Genomic DNA, 17,265 nt, shown 5'->3' with positions numbered 1-17,265 from the left:
TCAACATACCCTCGGATAGAAATGTACTTTTTAAGCTGCTTCATCATTTGCGGATGTAATCGGTACAATTCTTTCTTGATTCCCTTTTGCATTTCTTTCGTGTATGACTGATTCTTCGATTTTTACATCTTTTAAATTTATGCTTACGAACTCATTCGTCCGAATACCCGTCTCCAATAAAAGCAACATCATCGTATAGTCTCGAATACCTGTGAATGTCCTAAGATTTGGCTGGCTTAAAAGTTGCTTCCGCCTGAACGTAGCGATGATCTGCTTCCGGTCTTTAAGGATCATGCCGGACACTTAGCTGCCGATAGATTTGGTGGCTCTCCTGAATTAGACAATCTCGTTTCGCAGTCCAGTAATGTTAACCAGAGTAAATACAAGAGATTAGAAAACAAATGGGCTAAAGCGATATCTGATTAAGACGCCTTTGCGTCTTTTTTTGTGTAGGTCAACCGAAATTTCGATAAAAATGAAAGGCATCTCGATTGGCAAGTGTTTGTCCTTGCGCGAATACTCGGCGTGAATGTCGAAGAGTTATTCGAGGTGAAGATCGAAGACGTCACGAATAGGTCGGCGTCTTTTTAGTGTGGTGAAAACAGAAGTCGTAAAAAGTGGCTTCAAATCGTAGGAAATGCGGCTCTCAGCCTTTACGCCGCCAAACTGAACGAAGATGTCGAGATCCGCAAGCCACAGACGCAAAGCCGGGCGATCGGATTAGCGTGACTTTTACGAAGGATCAATACAAAAATGGCAGTGGATTTAAGGCGTTAAGGTTATCGAATAACATACGAAATCACGGCGGCTCCTACGATTTAATTTCGTAGTAAAATCGTTGAAATATCGATCAATAAAACACGCAGCTTTCTCTACAGACTATCTCGACTGCTTGGCGATGTGAACACGGTCAAGAAAGGAACGGTCGGAAAGCAGACCGGAAAAGCCTGTACAAACTGTTTAAATACCGCCAGCCACGGCGTCTTTTTTCTTCCGTTGAAACAGCCGGAAATAGCGTATTCTAATAGTCGGAGACCGGGCGTTTTTTAACCCCCTCTCTAGGATAAATTCACCAAATTATAACTAGTCATTAACGGAATATCCCCCCTCTGGTAGAATTGTGAACCAAGGGAGGAATAAGCATGCTAAAAAGAAAATTATTTTCATTCACTATGGCTCTTTGTTCGATTATCTTACTAGTCTCCACTTTTCCATCAAATGTTTTCGCTAAAGAAACATTTGAAGATCCGAATCCTTTAGAAGGGATTAAATTCACCAAAATATCCGAAAACGCATCATCATTCAGAATAGAAGAAGGCGGTAAAACATACGAATACGTAGTAGAAACGTTAAATGCAAATACTAAGGATATGAAGGTCCGAGCAAAGAAATATTCTGTATCTAAGAACGGAAAGAAAACACTTTTAGAAAGCTCAACTGCTTCTGCTCACAAAGAGAGCAGTGCGTATGCGCTGGCTGGCTGCCATGGTGTAACGGGGTCTAAAGTGAGTTGGGCTGGCACTAGGTACAGCCTTTATCTCAGCTCTTGTATAACCAAGAAAATAGTTAATGTAATAAACGAAACTAAAGATGCAACATCCGCTATAGCAGGAATTGGAGCAGTCCTGATCAAAGTCGCTAAATTTGTACCTTACGTAAGCGCGATTTCCGGAGCGCTTTGGGCAGTAGGAGCTGGTTTTAGGGCGATTTCCGGGGACGGAAAATATGGAATAGGTTTCCACTTCGCGAGGAATCCATTCACCGGAGAGGTTATCGAGGGCATCGGTGTGCCTTGGCGACAATAGAGCGGGAGGAAAATTAAGTGTTATATAGAGTTTTATTAAAAATGGCGATCCTAATTTTCGTCATAAACTATTTCGCTTTTCCAACTTTTTTTAACATAGAACCAGATAGTAGCGGAACATTTATTGGCCTCATTTTGATGTGTATAGTCATTATGAATCTTTTAGACCGAAAACAACAATAAAATTAAAAAGCGCCCCAATGCGGGGCGCTTTTTCGTTCATCTAAGGCTTCTTCACGTTAAACATCGCAAGCAACGTCTTATCAGGCGTCTTGGACTGCCGATAAAACACGTTAGGATTAAGCGTAAACCTTTCCGTCTCAGTTCCAACCTTCCTTCACAAAAACCTCCGCAAATTCTCCGCCCCTTCATTCTTATCTAAATATAAATATTTAGTCGTTACCGAAAGATCACTATGTCCCAGCGCTCTTGAAATGTCAGTTAAATTTGCGCCTTTTTCAAGCAAGGATTTCGCAAAGCCCCTTCTTAATGCGTGCGGATTTATATTCTTAATCCGTACTCACGCGCATACCTATTCAACCGTTTTTGAATATTGTTATTCGACGGCCCTGTTGCTATTTGATTGCCGTACTTTGTTAAAAAAACAAATTTATTATCCTTTTTATATGTTCGGCGGATTTCGTCGTTTTTATTCACCAGTACAGAGAGAAGTTGAGCAAGAGTCTCATCAAAGGGCAATAGTAAAGGTTCGCGATTTTTAACGATTTCACCAGTTCACCGAAGCAATTCTCCATTAAAATCGATATGTTCTTCTTTTAAGTTTGCGAGCATCCCTACACGCATACCTGTTTTATACATAAGAAGCAATGCTGTTGCATCACGTAGCTGTACAAAGTCGGTTAAATCTAATAACGAAAGTAAGATTTTTATTTCCTGATCCGTCGCCCTTCTACCGAGAAATTTTTTTGTTTTGAGTATTTTCTTTTTGTCTTCCTTGGCCTATTTAAACGCGTCTACTACTGATTTATTAGCGAATATTGTTGTCTTGCGAGAGATTCTAACGACAGATGAGTATATCGTAATACCATACGTAAATCTTTATGGCCGATATGTGATCGCATCCTTTCGCAAACTCTTTCGCCTTGCGTCAGCCAAGACAAGCTTAATCGCACCGTCGATTGTTAAAGTGTTATATTCGATCGTCTCAACCGCGATATCCAACCTCGCGAGCATTTAAACGATTACTTCTTCGTTTAGACATAAAAAATCGCCTCCCTTCTGTTTAAAGGAAAGCGATAGGCACAGGACCATTTGCCGTGACGTTTAACGCAAAAAAGCGACGATAAAACAGCGATTAATACGCCGAAATACCGTCGCTTTTGCATTCATTGATACCGGTGGTCGGGGTCGAACCGACACTCCCGAAGGAACACGATTTTGAGTCGTGCGCGTCTGCCAATTCCGCCACACCGGCATGTGTGTGATCAATGGTGCCGAGGGCCGGACTTGAACCGGCACGGTAGTCACCTACCGCAGGATTTTAAGTCCTGTGTGTCTGCCAATTCCACCACCCCGGCACGAGGCAAATAAGGCGACACCCGGATTCGAACCGGGGATAAAGGTTTTGCAGACCTCTGCCTTACCACTTGGCTATGCCGCCATCATTTTAAGAATTGGAGCGGAAGACGGGATTCGAACCCGCGACCCCCACCTTGGCAAGGTGGTGTTCTACCACTGAACTACTTCCGCATTTTAACTAATATTCATCTTATCATATGCAGGATGATAAAGAAAGATGAAAACTGGGCTAGCTGGATTCGAACCAGCGCATGAGAGTCAAAGTCCGTTGCCTTACCGCTTGGCTATAGCCCAATATGAAGGGCGATTGATGGGAATCGAACCCACGAGTGCCAGAGCCACAATCTGGTGCGTTAACCACTTCGCCACAACCGCCATAAATTGTGAATTAAAATTGGCAGGGGCAGTAGGAATCGAACCCACACCGGAGGTTTTGGAGACCTCTGTTCTACCGTTAAACTATGCCCCTAAAAACATGGTGGAGGGGGACGGATTCGAACCGCCGAACCCTGAGGGAGCGGATTTACAGTCCGCCGCGTTTAGCCACTTCGCTACCCCTCCAAAACAGTGCCGGCCAGAGGACTTGAACCCCCAACCTACTGATTACAAGTCAGTTGCTCTACCAATTGAGCTAGACCGGCAAATGGTGGCTCGGGACGGAATCGAACCGCCGACACACGGATTTTCAGTCCGTTGCTCTACCAACTGAGCTACCGAGCCTTTATTTAAATGGCGGTCCGGACGGGACTCGAACCCGCGACCTCCTGCGTGACAGGCAGGCATTCTAACCAACTGAACTACCGGACCATTATGGCTGCACCCTTCGTGCACTCCTCATTTAATAAGTAAATTGGTTGCGGGGGCAGGATTTGAACCTGCGACCTTCGGGTTATGAGCCCGACGAGCTACCGAACTGCTCCACCCCGCGATAATATGATTTTCATAGAAATGGTGGAGGATGACGGGATCGAACCGCCGACCCTCTGCTTGTAAGGCAGATGCTCTCCCAGCTGAGCTAATCCTCCGCAGTACAGGACGTACAAGTGCATGCGTTGCAACAGGACGTTGCGATCTTAGCATGCCTTCCTTTAAAAAGCTTCGGTGTAAACCTGATGCTTTTTAGCGTGCTGTCCAAAAAAGAATGGTGACCCGTACGGGATTCGAACCCGTGTTACCGCCGTGAAAGGGCGGTGTCTTAACCACTTGACCAACGGGCCAGATGTATTTAAAGTGGCGGAGAGCAAGGGATTCGAACCCTTGAGACGGCGTTGGCCGCCTACACGATTTCCAATCGTGCTCCTTCGACCACTCGGACAGCTCTCCAATAAATGGCTCCGCAGGCAGGATTCGAACCTGCGACCGATCGGTTAACAGCCGATAGCTCTACCACTGAGCTACTGCGGAATAATGCCTGCCTGGCGATGTCCTACTCTCGCAGGGGGAAGCCCCCAACTACCATCGGCGCTGAAGAGCTTAACTTCCGTGTTCGGCATGGGAACGGGTGTGACCTCTTCGCCATCATCACCAGACAATTTAGTGACAAAGATCATTATACTATGTATTTGAAAAAATGCAAGTGCATTTTTCGAGAAATTATTCTCTCAAAACTAGATAACGGTCAGACGATTCACAAACATTTAGGTTAAGTCCTCGATCGATTAGTATCTGTCAGCTCCATGTGTCGCCACACTTCCACCTCAGACCTATCAACCTGATCATCTTTCAGGGATCTTACTTCCTTGCGGAATGGGAAATCTCATCTTGAGGGGGGCTTCATGCTTAGATGCTTTCAGCACTTATCCCGTCCGCACATAGCTACCCAGCGATGCCCTTGGCAGAACAACTGGTACACCAGCGGTGCGTCCATCCCGGTCCTCTCGTACTAAGGACAGCTCCTCTCAAATTTCCTGCGCCCGCGACGGATAGGGACCGAACTGTCTCACGACGTTCTGAACCCAGCTCGCGTACCGCTTTAATGGGCGAACAGCCCAACCCTTGGGACCGACTACAGCCCCAGGATGCGATGAGCCGACATCGAGGTGCCAAACCTCCCCGTCGATGTGGACTCTTGGGGGAGATAAGCCTGTTATCCCCGGGGTAGCTTTTATCCGTTGAGCGATGGCCCTTCCATGCGGAACCACCGGATCACTAAGCCCGACTTTCGTCCCTGCTCGACTTGTAGGTCTCGCAGTCAAGCTCCCTTGTGCCTTTACACTCTGCGAATGATTTCCAACCATTCTGAGGGAACCTTTGGGCGCCTCCGTTACCTTTTAGGAGGCGACCGCCCCAGTCAAACTGCCCACCTGACACTGTCTCCCTGCCCGATAAGGGCAGCGGGTTAGAAGGTCAATACAGCCAGGGTAGTATCCCACCGATGCCTCCACCGAAGCTGGCGCTCCGGTTTCCAAGGCTCCTACCTATCCTGTACAAGCTGTACCAACATTCAATATCAGGCTGCAGTAAAGCTCCACGGGGTCTTTCCGTCCTGTCGCGGGTAACCTGCATCTTCACAGGTACTATAATTTCACCGAGTCTCTCGTTGAGACAGTGCCCAGATCGTTGCGCCTTTCGTGCGGGTCGGAACTTACCCGACAAGGAATTTCGCTACCTTAGGACCGTTATAGTTACGGCCGCCGTTTACTGGGGCTTCAATTCGCACCTTCGCATACGCTAAGCGCTCCTCTTAACCTTCCAGCACCGGGCAGGCGTCAGCCCCTATACTTCGCCTTACGGCTTCGCAGAGACCTGTGTTTTTGCTAAACAGTCGCCTGGGCCTATTCACTGCGGCTCTCTCGGGCTTGCACCCTAACAGAGCACCCCTTCTCCCGAAGTTACGGGGTCATTTTGCCGAGTTCCTTAACGAGAGTTCTCTCGATCACCTTAGGATTCTCTCCTCGCCTACCTGTGTCGGTTTGCGGTACGGGCACCTCTCACCTCGCTAGAGGCTTTTCTTGGCAGTGTGGAATCAGGAACTTCGCTACTATATTTCGCTCGCCATCACAGCTCAGCCTTATGGGAAACGGATTTACCTATTTCCCAGCCTAACTGCTTGGACGCGGATATCCAATACCGCGCTTACCCTATCCTCCTGCGTCCCCCCATTGCTCAAATGGTGAGGAGGTGGTACAGGAATATCAACCTGTTGTCCATCGCCTACGCCTTTCGGCCTCGGCTTAGGTCCCGACTAACCCTGAGCGGACGAGCCTTCCTCAGGAAACCTTAGGCATTCGGTGGAGGGGATTCTCACCCCTCTTTCGCTACTCATACCGGCATTCTCACTTCTAAGCGCTCCACGAGTCCTTCCGGTCTCGCTTCACAGCCCTTAGAACGCTCTCCTACCACTGTTCGTAAGAACAGTCCGCAGCTTCGGTGATACGTTTAGCCCCGGTACATTTTCGGCGCAGAGTCACTCGACCAGTGAGCTATTACGCACTCTTTAAATGGTGGCTGCTTCTAAGCCAACATCCTGGTTGTCTAAGCAACTCCACATCCTTTTCCACTTAACGTATACTTTGGGACCTTAGCTGGCGGTCTGGGCTGTTTCCCTTTCGACTACGGATCTTATCACTCGCAGTCTGACTCCCAAGGATAAGTCTTTGGCATTCGGAGTTTGACTGAATTCGGTAACCCGGTAGGGGCCCCTAGTCCAATCAGTGCTCTACCTCCAAGACTCTTACCTTGAGGCTAGCCCTAAAGCTATTTCGGAGAGAACCAGCTATCTCCAGGTTCGATTGGCATTTCACCCCTACCCACACCTCATCCCCGCACTTTTCAACGTGCGTGGGTTCGGGCCTCCATTCAGTGTTACCTGAACTTCACCCTGGACATGGGTAGATCACCTGGTTTCGGGTCTACGACCACGTACTCATGCGCCCTATTCAGACTCGCTTTCGCTGCGGCTCCGTCTTTTCAAACTTAACCTTGCACGGGATCGTAACTCGCCGGTTCATTCTACAAAAGGCACGCCATCACCCGTTAACGGGCTCTGACTACTTGTAGGCACACGGTTTCAGGATCTCTTTCACTCCCCTTCCGGGGTGCTTTTCACCTTTCCCTCACGGTACTGGTTCACTATCGGTCACTAGGGAGTATTTAGCCTTGGGAGATGGTCCTCCCGGATTCCGACGGAATTTCACGTGTTCCGCCGTACTCAGGATCCACTCAGGAGAGAACGAAGTTTTGACTACAGGGCTGTTACCTCCTATGGCGGGCCTTTCCAGACCTCTTCATCTACCTCGTTCTTTTGTAACTCCGTACAGAGTGTCCTACAACCCCAAGAGGCAAGCCTCTTGGTTTGGGCTAATCCCGTTTCGCTCGCCGCTACTCAGGGAATCGCATTTGCTTTCTCTTCCTCCGGGTACTTAGATGTTTCAGTTCCCCGGGTCTGCCTTCTCATATCCTATGAATTCAGATATGGATACTGCTCCATTACGAGCAGTGGGTTTCCCCATTCGGAAATCTCCGGATCAAAGCTTGCTTACAGCTCCCCGAAGCATATCGGTGTTCGTCCCGTCCTTCATCGGCTCCTAGTGCCAAGGCATCCACCGTGCGCCCTTTCTAACTTAACCGTTAAAAAGAATCACTACGTGATATCTTGCATTACAATTGAATGTGAATGTCTACTTTCGTTATCTAGTTTTCAAAGAACAACGCATAGGACATGCTAACACTTGCGTTGCCACAGGATGTGGCGCATTTAGCAGGTGCTCCTATGTCTGAAGGAATGATCCTTCAAAACTAAACAAGATCTAAACGCACCTGTCTATAAGACCGCAAGGTCTTATATTCCGTATAATATCCTTAGAAAGGAGGTGATCCAGCCGCACCTTCCGATACGGCTACCTTGTTACGACTTCACCCCAATCATCTGTCCCACCTTCGGCGGCTGGCTCCAAAAGGTTACCTCACCGACTTCGGGTGTTACAAACTCTCGTGGTGTGACGGGCGGTGTGTACAAGGCCCGGGAACGTATTCACCGCGGCATGCTGATCCGCGATTACTAGCGATTCCAGCTTCACGCAGTCGAGTTGCAGACTGCGATCCGAACTGAGAACAGATTTGTGGGATTGGCTTAGCCTCGCGGCTTCGCTGCCCTTTGTTCTGCCCATTGTAGCACGTGTGTAGCCCAGGTCATAAGGGGCATGATGATTTGACGTCATCCCCACCTTCCTCCGGTTTGTCACCGGCAGTCACCTTAGAGTGCCCAACTGAATGCTGGCAACTAAGATCAAGGGTTGCGCTCGTTGCGGGACTTAACCCAACATCTCACGACACGAGCTGACGACAACCATGCACCACCTGTCACTCTGCCCCCGAAGGGGAAGCCCTATCTCTAGGGTTGTCAGAGGATGTCAAGACCTGGTAAGGTTCTTCGCGTTGCTTCGAATTAAACCACATGCTCCACCGCTTGTGCGGGCCCCCGTCAATTCCTTTGAGTTTCAGTCTTGCGACCGTACTCCCCAGGCGGAGTGCTTAATGCGTTTGCTGCAGCACTAAAGGGCGGAAACCCTCTAACACTTAGCACTCATCGTTTACGGCGTGGACTACCAGGGTATCTAATCCTGTTCGCTCCCCACGCTTTCGCGCCTCAGCGTCAGTTACAGACCAGAGAGTCGCCTTCGCCACTGGTGTTCCTCCACATCTCTACGCATTTCACCGCTACACGTGGAATTCCACTCTCCTCTTCTGCACTCAAGTTCCCCAGTTTCCAATGACCCTCCCCGGTTGAGCCGGGGGCTTTCACATCAGACTTAAGAAACCGCCTGCGCGCGCTTTACGCCCAATAATTCCGGACAACGCTTGCCACCTACGTATTACCGCGGCTGCTGGCACGTAGTTAGCCGTGGCTTTCTGGTTAGGTACCGTCAAGGTACCGCCCTATTCGAACGGTACTTGTTCTTCCCTAACAACAGAGTTTTACGATCCGAAAACCTTCATCACTCACGCGGCGTTGCTCCGTCAGACTTTCGTCCATTGCGGAAGATTCCCTACTGCTGCCTCCCGTAGGAGTCTGGGCCGTGTCTCAGTCCCAGTGTGGCCGATCACCCTCTCAGGTCGGCTACGCATCGTTGCCTTGGTGAGCCGTTACCTCACCAACTAGCTAATGCGCCGCGGGTCCATCTGTAAGTGGTAGCTAAAAGCCACCTTTTATAATTGAACCATGCGGTTCAATCAAGCATCCGGTATTAGCCCCGGTTTCCCGGAGTTATCCCAGTCTTACAGGCAGGTTACCCACGTGTTACTCACCCGTCCGCCGCTAACATCAGGGAGCAAGCTCCCATCTGTCCGCTCGACTTGCATGTATTAGGCACGCCGCCAGCGTTCGTCCTGAGCCAGGATCAAACTCTCCATGAAGTTTGATAATGACTACGCACACTCAAATGTGCGATTTATTTAATGAATTAACAGGTGCGTTTTGTCTTGTTTAGTTTTCAAAGATCATTTCCGCTCCTGTCCGAAGCGACTTTATTAGTATAACATTTTCAAAAAGGATTGTCAAATGTTTTTTGTTTTTTCGTCGCTGCTGCTTTCAGTTCAAAAAACGTTCCGCTAACAGCGACGCTTAATAATATATCACCGTTATAAATTAGTGTCAACACTTTTTTTAATAAAATATCCTCGATGAAAAATCTTTTGGCCCTTTGTCTCAATCGGCTTTACTCCGACTAAATCCTTTTCAGCCAAGAACTCCAGTATGACTCCCAGATCTGCCGTGAAATACTTGAGATCCGGATGCTTGAGAAGATCGGCAAATTGCCAAACCGCTTTTTCATCCATGACATTGAGAATATGGGCGGCCCCGATTTCGGCTTTTGAATGAATGAGAAAATCACTTGCGAGGAATAATAACTCCAGTCGTTTTTGCAAGCTTTCATTGCTCTCAATTAATTCCTTATACAATTTATATACCTGAGGTTCCATGTGGCGGACTTGGTTCCATACCGTAACTTCAGGGTGAAAACCTTTATCGATCACTTCGATTCTGGCCAAATGATGGAGGGCGTGTACGATGGAATTGTAGGCGTCCAAAAATTGACCATCTTCAAAAAACGATTTTCCTTCTATATATCTTCTGATTAATTTCCCGTATTCAAGTCCAATTTTTAGTTTTCTTTCTGAAAACGGAAACGTATTGAGCTGCTCAATCAGTTTGGCGATAAATTCGTTTCGGTCGAAAAGCACCTTTCCGTTGAGGACCCAGTCTATGATTCTTCTATTTGTTCCGAGCAAAATCCATTCCTGAAGCTGTTCAACAGAAATAATATGAAGAGAAGCCGTTTTTCCGTCGAACTCATAATGCTTCACAAATACAGGGTCTTCAGCCTTATTAACAATTATCAACAATGCCGCATCAAAATTATCTGTGGCAGATGAGGTTTGATTTCTCCTCTCAATCAGCATGACAGCGAGTGTGTCAGGGCGGCTTGCTCTTTCTTGGTAAATCGGACGGAGAAGATTTTCCATCACCATTCCTCCAATACGATGTAAATACGTTGCTTAAAAGCTTCTCTCTTGTTTCTACCTATTTCTACGAGCCAATAAAAACTCCTTTATTTTGAAAACACATTGAATTATTATAATCAATTTCCCCAAAACTCTCTATAGAAATTTTCCAATTGATTCGTTTTAATTAAAGAATAACACATCTTTGATATGCTATATTAGAGACAGGGGGATGGATATGGCCAAATACTCTAGTAAAATCAACAAAATCAGAACGTTTGCGTTGAGCCTTGTATTTATAGGCTTCATTATTATGTATGTCGGGATCTTTTTTAGGTCCTCGATCCTCTTGATGTCGGTGTTTATGATCTTGGGGGTATTGTCTATCTTGTTGAGTACAGCGGTTTATTTTTGGATCGGCATGCTTTCAACGAAAGCGGTTCAAGTTATCTGTCCAAACTGTGAAAAACCGACCAAGATTTTAGGCCGGGTTGATATGTGCATGCATTGCAGGGAGCCTCTGACACTGGACAAAAACCTCGAAGGAAAAGAGTTTAACGAATCGTATAATAGAAAGTCTCAGTAAATGCTGCAACAAAAATAAGCTGACCGTTAAAAAAGCGGCCAGCTCTTTTTAATGGCTTTCTTTTTTGTCGCATTCCTGACATAAACCGTATATCTCCAGTCTATGGTGACTGACTTTGAATCCTGTCACATGTGAAGCCAGCTGCTCCACTTCGTCGAGGCCGGGATAATGAAAGTCGACGATTTTCCCACAGCGTTCGCAAATTGCGTGATAATGCTCGGAAGTCACGAAGTCAAACCGGCTGGAGGAATCTCCGTACGTTAATTCCTTAACGAGCCCTGATTCCTTAAAAACCCGCAAATTGTTGTAGACCGTTGCTACGCTCATGTTTGGAAATTTCCCTTCCAGAGCTTTATATATATCATCTGCAGTTGGATGAGACATAGAATTCACGAGAAATTCCAGAATGGCATGACGTTGAGGAGTAATTCGCACCCCGGTTTCCTTCAACGCTTCCAACGCTTCTTTCAGGTTATGTTCTGCCATCGTCATGCACCTCTCTTCTAAAAAAAATTCTTACATTATAACGTTTATAATTAGTGTAACTCCTGATCAGAATCTTTGTCAATTCCAATCCCTGTGAAAAAGCTATTTTCAAGGCGAAAAAGGCCGCTATGATCAGCATGGCCGATCAGACAGACGAATATGGGCGTAAAAAGAGACCAAACTAAAATACAGTCCGGCCTCCCCCCAGAGCTTTATGCTTCCGCGATTTCTTTTACTGCTTGAAGCGCTTCTGCGACATGGTCTTTTACCTTTACTTTCCGCCACTCTTTCACAAGACGGCCTTCTTTATCAATCAGGAATGTCGACCGTTCGACACCCATGTATTCCTTGCCGAAATTCTTCTTCAGCTTCCATACGTCAAAGCTTTCAGCGAGCTTGTGTTCATCATCGACGAGCAGCAGAAACGGCAGATCGTGTTTTTGCTTGAATTTTTCATGTCTTGCCTGATCGTCAGGGCTGACTCCGATGATGACGGCATCAAGTTCAGCAAAGCTTTCATGGCGATCTCTGAAATCGCACGCTTCCGTTGTGCACCCCGGCGTCATATCTTTCGGGTAAAAATAGAGCACGACACACTTTCCTTCAAAATCCGACAGCTTTACTTTTTCTCCGTGATCGCCCAGCAGTTCAATATCAGGCACCTTTTGTCCAATTTCAACAGTCATTGTTTTGCCTCCTGTTATGTTTAATCGCTTGCTTTCCCCCATTATAAAAAACAGCGCCCTCTTGTTCAAATGTTCGGCGGCTTCTTTTTTGCGCTCTGTCCGCCTCGTGTTACAATATAGAAATAGATAAAAGGTGCAGAAATGAGGAGGATATTATGCAGCATACTCAATCTGAAAAGCTTCATGAAGAAGCTCTTCAACATATAGTCGGAGGCGTCAACAGCCCCTCAAGGTCTTACAAAGCTGTTGGAGGAGGTTCTCCAGTCGCGATGGAAAGGGGAAGCGGCGCTTATTTTTGGGATGTGGACGGCAACAAATACATAGACTACCTTGCCGCATACGGACCTATTATTACGGGTCACGCCCACCCGCATATCACGAAAGCCATTCAAACAGCTGCTGAGAACGGGGTGCTTTACGGTACGCCGACAAAGCATGAAGTGACATTTGCCAAGATGCTTAAGGAAGCGATTCCTGCCCTGGATAAAGTCAGATTCGTCAATTCGGGAACGGAAGCCGTGATGACGACGATTCGCGTCGCCCGGGCCTATACAGGCAGAACGAAAATCATCAAGTTCGCTGGCTGCTACCACGGCCATTCCGATCTTGTGCTGGTGGCGGCTGGTTCAGGACCGTCAACGCTCGGCACACCTGATTCCGCCGGTGTTCCAAAAAGCATCGCAAACGAGGTGATTACCGTTCCTTTCAATGATATCGACAGCTACAAAGAAGCGCTCGATAAATGGGGGGACGATATTGCGGCAGTTCTCGTTGAACCGATTGTCGGAAACTTCGGGATCGTTGAACCGAAAAGCGGATTTCTCGAACAGGTCAATGAACTGACACATAACGCAGGAGCGCTTGTCATCTACGATGAAGTCATTACCGCTTTCCGCTTTATGTACGGCGGCGCCCAGGATCTTCTTGGCGTCAAACCTGATTTGACGGCGCTCGGCAAAATCATCGGCGGCGGCCTGCCGATCGGCGCCTACGGAGGCAAAAAAGAGATTATGGAACAAGTCGCACCGCTCGGACCTGCTTATCAAGCGGGTACGATGGCGGGGAATCCGGCTTCCATCCTCTCAGGCATCGCCTGCCTTGAAGTGCTGAAAGAAAAAGGCACATACGAAAAACTTGACCGCCTCGGCGCCATGCTTGAAGAAGGCATCCTGGGGCATGCCGAAACCCATGGCATCAATATCACTGTCAACCGTCTTAAAGGCGCGCTCACCGTATACTTCACGAACGAAAAAGTCGAAAACTATGAGCAAGCCGAAAATACGGACGGAGAAATGTTCGCGGCCTTTTTCAAACTGATGCTTGAGCGCGGAATCAATCTTGCGCCTTCAAAATATGAAGCATGGTTTATCACCACCGCGCACACAGAAGAGGACATTAAAGCCACGCTTAATGCCGTGGATGACTCATTTAAACAATTGAAACAGCGCATGTAAAAAGAGAGCGGGTCCCGCTCTCTTTTTTATCAAATGCGGAGCACTTTGGAAACACGGGGAACAGGCACTTTCCGCCGGCTTGTTTTTCTTTTTTGTCAATGATTTGTTTTTTCTTAAAAATGGGTTGAATATTTCGGAAGATCGCTGTATATTACTTTATTGTTTGGCAAATTAACAGAGAGGGAATGTTCAATACAATTCATTTTCTGTAAGGAACGAATTTTATTATAGAAAGGGATGCAAGTACAGCCTAATGAAACTTGGTGCCCGTATTTTCAAAACAGGCATTGCCATTACGCTTGCGCTTTACCTAGCGTCTTGGCTCGGCCTTCCGACTCCTGTCTTCGCGGGAATCGCAGCTATCTTCGCGATACAGCCTTCGATCTATCGTTCATTTTTGACGATTGTCGATCAAGTGCAGGCGAACATTATCGGAGCTGCCACAGCCATTATTTTTGGACTTATTTTTGAACCCAGTCCGATCATCATCGGATTGACAGCGGTAATCGTCATTACGATCAACTTGAAGCTGAAGATCGAGAATACAATTTCGATCGCTCTTGTCACCGTTATTGCGATATTGGAGAGCTCCGGCGACAACTTTTTATGGTTTGCCTTGGTGAGAACCGGAACGGTTATTTTAGGCGTATTGTCTGCGTTCTTGGTCAACCTGGTTTTTCTGCCGCCTAAATATGAAACGAAGCTCGTCAGCCATATTGTTGAAAACACAGATGAAGTCATTAAATGGATCAGATTGTTGACGCGAAAGACAACGGAACATTCCATGCTGAAAGAAGACATTGAAAAACTAAAAGAAAAAATGATGAAGGTCGACCACCTTTACTTGCTTTACAAAGAAGAAAGAAGCTATTTAAAACGGTCCACATATGTAAAACAGCGAAAGCTCGTACTGTTCAGACAGGCGATCATTGCATCCAACCGTGCGCTTGATGCTCTGAAAAAGCTGCACCGGCTTGAAAACGAGTTTTATCACATGCCTGAAGAATTTCAAGAAACGCTGGTCGAAGAGCTTGATTATCTTCTCCATTGGCATGAGCGAATTTTAATGAGATTCGTCGGCAGGATCAAAACGCAGGATCACGTCGATCTTCACGAAGAAGGAGACGTTTACAAACAGCACTTGACCGAATCATTCCTGAAAAACCAGGACAAATTAAAAGAAGAACTGTTGGACTACAATATGCTGACCATTATGGCGAGCACTGTAGAATACCGAGAACAGCTTGAGCATTTGGAAACCTTGCTCTCAAGCTTTCAGACGTACCACAAAGAAGACAGCGAACTTGAGGTTGAGGAAGAGTAAACCGGTTAACGAATATGTTAACCGGTTTTTTATTTTCCTTCCTTCATTTTCGGATCAAGGGTGTCGCGCAGGCCGTCTCCCATCAGATTAAAGCCGAGGACAGTCAGCATGATCGCAAATCCCGGAAAAAATAATGTCCATGGGGCCTGCGCCAAATAAGGCCTGGCATCTGCAAGCATTTTTCCCCACTCGGGGTTCGGCGCCTGAGCCCCCAACCCTAAAAATCCGAGCGCCGCCGCTTCTATAATCGCCGTTCCAATATTCAGTGTCGCTTGAACGATTACCGGTGCCATGCTATTGGGAAGAATGTGTTTAAACATCATCCTCATATTGGACATCCCGACAGCTCGCGCTGATAAGATATACTCCTCCTGCCTGATGCTGAGCACTTTTGAACGAACGAGCCTGCCAAACGTCGGAACGTTGATGATGGCGATGGCAATCAGGGCATTTTCAAGGGAAGGCCCGAGAATCGCAACAATGGCGATCGCCAGCAGAATGCTGGGAAACGCGAGCATGATATCAAACAGCCGTGAAATCAATGCATCAGCCCATCTGCCGTAAAAACCGGCGATCAGCCCTAACAGCGTCCCCACCAAGGCCGATGCCAGACAGGAGAAAAAGCCGACCCATAAAGACAGCCTCGCACCGTACAGCACCCTTGAAAAAATATCCCTGCCAAAGTCATCTGTTCCAAAAAGGTGTTCCGCAGACGGAGCGGCAAGCCTGTCTGACAGTGACTGGTCGTTTATTCCGTAGGGTGCGATAAGCGGCGCGAAGATGGCCAGCAGGATAAACAGCGCGACTAAAATCGTGCCGGCGGCCGCCAGTTTATGCTCAAAGAACCGCCGAATATGTTCAGCCAAAGGCGAACGCACCTTCACGTCCTCCCTCTGCTGTTCATTTTGAAGCACAACCACATTTCCCGCCTCCTAATATTTAATTCTCGGATCGATGACGGCGTACAGCAGATCAACGATGAAGTTAATCATGACGAAGATGAAGGCGATCACGAGGATGCCCGATTGGATAACCGGGTAGTCGCGGTAGCTGATCGCATCATAAATGTACCGGCCGATACCGGGCCAGGCAAAAATCGTCTCCGTTAAAATTGCGCCGCCCAGTAACAGTCCGGTTTGCAGGCCGATGACAGTCAACACCGGAATGAACGCATTTTTTAAACCGTGCTTATAGATGACGAAAAACATATGCACGCCTTTTGCTTTTGCCGTGCGGATATAATCGGACTGCAGCACCTCTATCATGCTGGCTCTTGTAATTCTCGCAATGATCGCGGCGGGAATGGTGGCAAGAGCGGTTCCCGGCAGAATCAAGTGGCGGATGACCTCTCCAAACTGATCAAATCTTCCGTGCATAAGGGTGTCCAGTGTATGAATGTAGGTAATGGCTTCGACCGGATTTCTGACATTCTCCCTTCCCGTTGTCGGCAGCCAGCCGAGCTCGATCGAAAAAAACCACTGGCCCATCAAACCGAGCCAAAAAATCGGCATCGACACGCCGATTAAAGCAACCAGCATCGCGATATAGTCGAATACCGAGTTCTTAAACCACGCGCTGATGATTCCGGCGTTCACGCCTACAAACACTGCGATCAGCATAGCGAAAAAAGCGAGCTCGAGAGTGGCGAACAAATATGGCTTTATTTCTTGCGTAATCGCCGCTCCCGTGCGGATTGATGTCCCGAGATCCCCCTTCAGCAAATCCCCGATATATCTGGCGTATTGCACATACCACGGCTGATCAAGTCCGAGCTGGACGGTCAGCTGCTGCACCGCTTCCTTTGTCGCCCTCTGACCGAGAATAACCTGGGCGGGGTTGCCGGGAATAAAGCGGATGATCGAAAAAACGACCAGTGTCATGCCGATGAGAACGGGGATCAGCATGGCCGTCCGTTTTAAACAGTACGCAAGCAATGGCTGTCA

14 protein-coding genes, 16 tRNA genes and 3 rRNA genes are annotated in these 17,265 nt (G+C 47.6%); 5 read left to right on the top strand and 28 right to left on the bottom strand.

Annotated features, from left to right (window positions below):
* Positions 1–30 precede the first annotated feature (30 nt).
* Positions 31–294, bottom strand: a complete 264-nt coding sequence (locus MKX80_RS04915; protein WP_339228058.1) for a tyrosine-type recombinase/integrase — start codon at positions 292–294, stop codon at positions 31–33.
* On the opposite strand from MKX80_RS04915, the gene MKX80_RS04910 reads away from it, so the two are divergent.
* Together MKX80_RS04910 and MKX80_RS04905 are read left to right on the top strand one after the other, a co-directional pair.
* Positions 244–426: a DNA/RNA non-specific endonuclease gene (locus tag MKX80_RS04910; protein WP_239693115.1), complete on the top strand. Its 183-nt coding sequence runs from the start codon at positions 244–246 to the stop codon at positions 424–426. The genes MKX80_RS04915 and MKX80_RS04910 overlap by 51 nt on opposite strands.
* A gap of 716 nt (positions 427–1,142) precedes the next feature.
* Entirely contained in the window at positions 1,143–1,805 is a 663-nt protein-coding gene (locus MKX80_RS04905) for a hypothetical protein (protein WP_268304884.1), read from the top strand.
* 336 nt (positions 1,806–2,141) lie between these two features.
* Here the strand turns inward: MKX80_RS04905 and MKX80_RS04900 are convergent, their stop codons facing one another.
* The 23 genes from MKX80_RS04900 to MKX80_RS04790 form a co-directional block, all read right to left on the bottom strand.
* A complete protein-coding gene (locus tag MKX80_RS04900; protein ID WP_268304885.1) occupies positions 2,142–2,270 on the bottom strand; it encodes a hypothetical protein in 129 nt (42 codons plus the stop codon).
* A 269-nt stretch (positions 2,271–2,539) separates the two neighbouring features.
* Positions 2,540–2,689, bottom strand: a complete 150-nt coding sequence (locus tag MKX80_RS04895) for a tyrosine-type recombinase/integrase (protein ID WP_326849705.1) — start codon at positions 2,687–2,689, stop codon at positions 2,540–2,542.
* Positions 2,690–2,863: 174 nt separating this feature from the next.
* Positions 2,864–2,998 carry a hypothetical protein gene (locus MKX80_RS04890; RefSeq protein WP_268304886.1) on the bottom strand — a complete coding sequence of 45 codons (135 nt, stop codon included), beginning with the start codon at positions 2,996–2,998 and terminating at the stop codon, positions 2,864–2,866.
* A gap of 159 nt (positions 2,999–3,157) precedes the next feature.
* Positions 3,158–3,239, bottom strand: a tRNA-Leu gene (locus tag MKX80_RS04885).
* A 14-nt stretch (positions 3,240–3,253) separates the two neighbouring features.
* Positions 3,254–3,342: transfer RNA gene (locus MKX80_RS04880), tRNA-Leu, on the bottom strand.
* Between the two features lie 12 nt (positions 3,343–3,354).
* A tRNA-Cys gene (locus MKX80_RS04875) sits at positions 3,355–3,425 on the bottom strand.
* Between the two features lie 14 nt (positions 3,426–3,439).
* Positions 3,440–3,514: transfer RNA gene (locus MKX80_RS04870), tRNA-Gly, on the bottom strand.
* A 53-nt stretch (positions 3,515–3,567) separates the two neighbouring features.
* Positions 3,568–3,637, bottom strand: a tRNA-Gln gene (locus MKX80_RS04865).
* Positions 3,638–3,645: 8 nt separating this feature from the next.
* Positions 3,646–3,718 (bottom strand) — tRNA-His (locus MKX80_RS04860).
* Positions 3,719–3,738: 20 nt separating this feature from the next.
* Positions 3,739–3,812: transfer RNA gene (locus MKX80_RS04855), tRNA-Trp, on the bottom strand.
* A gap of 7 nt (positions 3,813–3,819) precedes the next feature.
* Positions 3,820–3,904, bottom strand: a tRNA-Tyr gene (locus tag MKX80_RS04850).
* 7 nt (positions 3,905–3,911) lie between these two features.
* Positions 3,912–3,984: transfer RNA gene (locus tag MKX80_RS04845), tRNA-Thr, on the bottom strand.
* Positions 3,985–3,987: 3 nt separating this feature from the next.
* Positions 3,988–4,063 (bottom strand) — tRNA-Phe (locus MKX80_RS04840).
* Between the two features lie 10 nt (positions 4,064–4,073).
* Positions 4,074–4,150, bottom strand: a tRNA-Asp gene (locus MKX80_RS04835).
* A gap of 44 nt (positions 4,151–4,194) precedes the next feature.
* Positions 4,195–4,271: transfer RNA gene (locus tag MKX80_RS04830), tRNA-Met, on the bottom strand.
* 21 nt (positions 4,272–4,292) lie between these two features.
* A tRNA-Val gene (locus MKX80_RS04825) sits at positions 4,293–4,368 on the bottom strand.
* Positions 4,369–4,485: 117 nt separating this feature from the next.
* A tRNA-Glu gene (locus tag MKX80_RS04820) sits at positions 4,486–4,560 on the bottom strand.
* A gap of 14 nt (positions 4,561–4,574) precedes the next feature.
* A tRNA-Ser gene (locus MKX80_RS04815) sits at positions 4,575–4,666 on the bottom strand.
* A gap of 6 nt (positions 4,667–4,672) precedes the next feature.
* Positions 4,673–4,747, bottom strand: a tRNA-Asn gene (locus tag MKX80_RS04810).
* A 9-nt stretch (positions 4,748–4,756) separates the two neighbouring features.
* Positions 4,757–4,872, bottom strand: a 5S ribosomal RNA gene (rrf, locus tag MKX80_RS04805).
* Positions 4,873–4,981: 109 nt separating this feature from the next.
* Positions 4,982–7,911, bottom strand: a 23S ribosomal RNA gene (locus MKX80_RS04800).
* Positions 7,912–8,147: 236 nt separating this feature from the next.
* Positions 8,148–9,697 (bottom strand): 16S ribosomal RNA (locus MKX80_RS04795).
* Together the 16S, 23S and 5S rRNA genes with 16 tRNA genes alongside form the textbook arrangement of a ribosomal RNA operon.
* A gap of 225 nt (positions 9,698–9,922) precedes the next feature.
* Entirely contained in the window at positions 9,923–10,807 is an 885-nt protein-coding gene (locus MKX80_RS04790) for a nucleotidyltransferase-like protein (protein WP_145653007.1), read from the bottom strand.
* A 217-nt stretch (positions 10,808–11,024) separates the two neighbouring features.
* Here MKX80_RS04790 and MKX80_RS04785 point away from each other — a divergent pair, with 217 nt between their 5' ends.
* Positions 11,025–11,372 (top strand): YgzB family protein, encoded by a 348-nt coding sequence (locus tag MKX80_RS04785; protein WP_076789318.1) that lies wholly within the window; start codon positions 11,025–11,027, stop codon positions 11,370–11,372.
* Between the two features lie 48 nt (positions 11,373–11,420).
* On the opposite strand, the gene perR is transcribed toward MKX80_RS04785, so the two are convergent.
* Positions 11,421–11,858: a peroxide-responsive transcriptional repressor PerR gene (gene perR, locus MKX80_RS04780; RefSeq protein ID WP_003179961.1), complete on the bottom strand. Its 438-nt coding sequence runs from the start codon at positions 11,856–11,858 to the stop codon at positions 11,421–11,423.
* A 212-nt stretch (positions 11,859–12,070) separates the two neighbouring features.
* On the bottom strand, positions 12,071–12,544 hold the full coding sequence (gene bcp / locus MKX80_RS04775; RefSeq protein ID WP_268342531.1) for a thioredoxin-dependent thiol peroxidase: 474 nt from the start codon (positions 12,542–12,544) through the stop codon (positions 12,071–12,073).
* Positions 12,545–12,699: 155 nt separating this feature from the next.
* Here bcp and MKX80_RS04770 point away from each other — a divergent pair, with 155 nt between their 5' ends.
* Both MKX80_RS04770 and MKX80_RS04765 read left to right on the top strand, forming a co-directional pair.
* Complete coding sequence (locus tag MKX80_RS04770; protein WP_154996937.1) at positions 12,700–13,998, top strand: glutamate-1-semialdehyde 2,1-aminomutase; 1,299 nt, start codon at positions 12,700–12,702, stop codon at positions 13,996–13,998.
* A 253-nt stretch (positions 13,999–14,251) separates the two neighbouring features.
* Positions 14,252–15,322: an aromatic acid exporter family protein gene (locus tag MKX80_RS04765; RefSeq protein ID WP_154996935.1), complete on the top strand. Its 1,071-nt coding sequence runs from the start codon at positions 14,252–14,254 to the stop codon at positions 15,320–15,322.
* Positions 15,323–15,351: 29 nt separating this feature from the next.
* Here the strand turns inward: MKX80_RS04765 and nikC are convergent, their stop codons facing one another.
* Together nikC and MKX80_RS04755 are read right to left on the bottom strand one after the other, a co-directional pair.
* Complete coding sequence (gene nikC / locus MKX80_RS04760; protein WP_154996933.1) at positions 15,352–16,242, bottom strand: nickel transporter permease; 891 nt, start codon at positions 16,240–16,242, stop codon at positions 15,352–15,354.
* Positions 16,243–16,254: 12 nt separating this feature from the next.
* Positions 16,255–17,256 carry an ABC transporter permease gene (locus tag MKX80_RS04755; RefSeq protein WP_154996931.1) on the bottom strand — a complete coding sequence of 334 codons (1,002 nt, stop codon included), beginning with the start codon at positions 17,254–17,256 and terminating at the stop codon, positions 16,255–16,257.
* Between the last annotated feature and the right edge of the window lie 9 nt (positions 17,257–17,265).

It is taken from the genome of Bacillus sp. FSL K6-0972 (assembly GCF_037976035.1).
GTDB classification, from domain to species: domain Bacteria; phylum Bacillota; class Bacilli; order Bacillales; family Bacillaceae; genus Bacillus; species Bacillus haynesii.
Note: the sequence above shows the minus strand (reverse complement) of the source record. Positions and strands in the feature narration are given on the sequence as shown.

Bases quoted from the DNA above. Each gene is read 5' to 3' on its own strand.
- MKX80_RS04905 (WP_268304884.1), top strand. From the start codon at position 1,143: ATGCTAAAAAGAAAATTATTTTCATTCACTATGGCTCTTTGTTCGATT.
- MKX80_RS04790 (WP_145653007.1), bottom strand. From the start codon at position 10,807: ATGGAAAATCTTCTCCGTCCGATTTACCAAGAAAGAGCAAGCCGCCCT.
- MKX80_RS04770 (WP_154996937.1), top strand. From the start codon at position 12,700: ATGCAGCATACTCAATCTGAAAAGCTTCATGAAGAAGCTCTTCAACAT.
- MKX80_RS04765 (WP_154996935.1), top strand. From the start codon at position 14,252: ATGAAACTTGGTGCCCGTATTTTCAAAACAGGCATTGCCATTACGCTT.
- bcp (WP_268342531.1), bottom strand. From the start codon at position 12,544: ATGACTGTTGAAATTGGACAAAAGGTGCCTGATATTGAACTGCTGGGC.
- perR (WP_003179961.1), bottom strand. From the start codon at position 11,858: ATGGCAGAACATAACCTGAAAGAAGCGTTGGAAGCGTTGAAGGAAACC.
- MKX80_RS04915 (WP_339228058.1), bottom strand. From the start codon at position 294: ATGATCCTTAAAGACCGGAAGCAGATCATCGCTACGTTCAGGCGGAAG.
- MKX80_RS04785 (WP_076789318.1), top strand. From the start codon at position 11,025: ATGGCCAAATACTCTAGTAAAATCAACAAAATCAGAACGTTTGCGTTG.
- MKX80_RS04890 (WP_268304886.1), bottom strand. From the start codon at position 2,998: ATGCTCGCGAGGTTGGATATCGCGGTTGAGACGATCGAATATAACACT.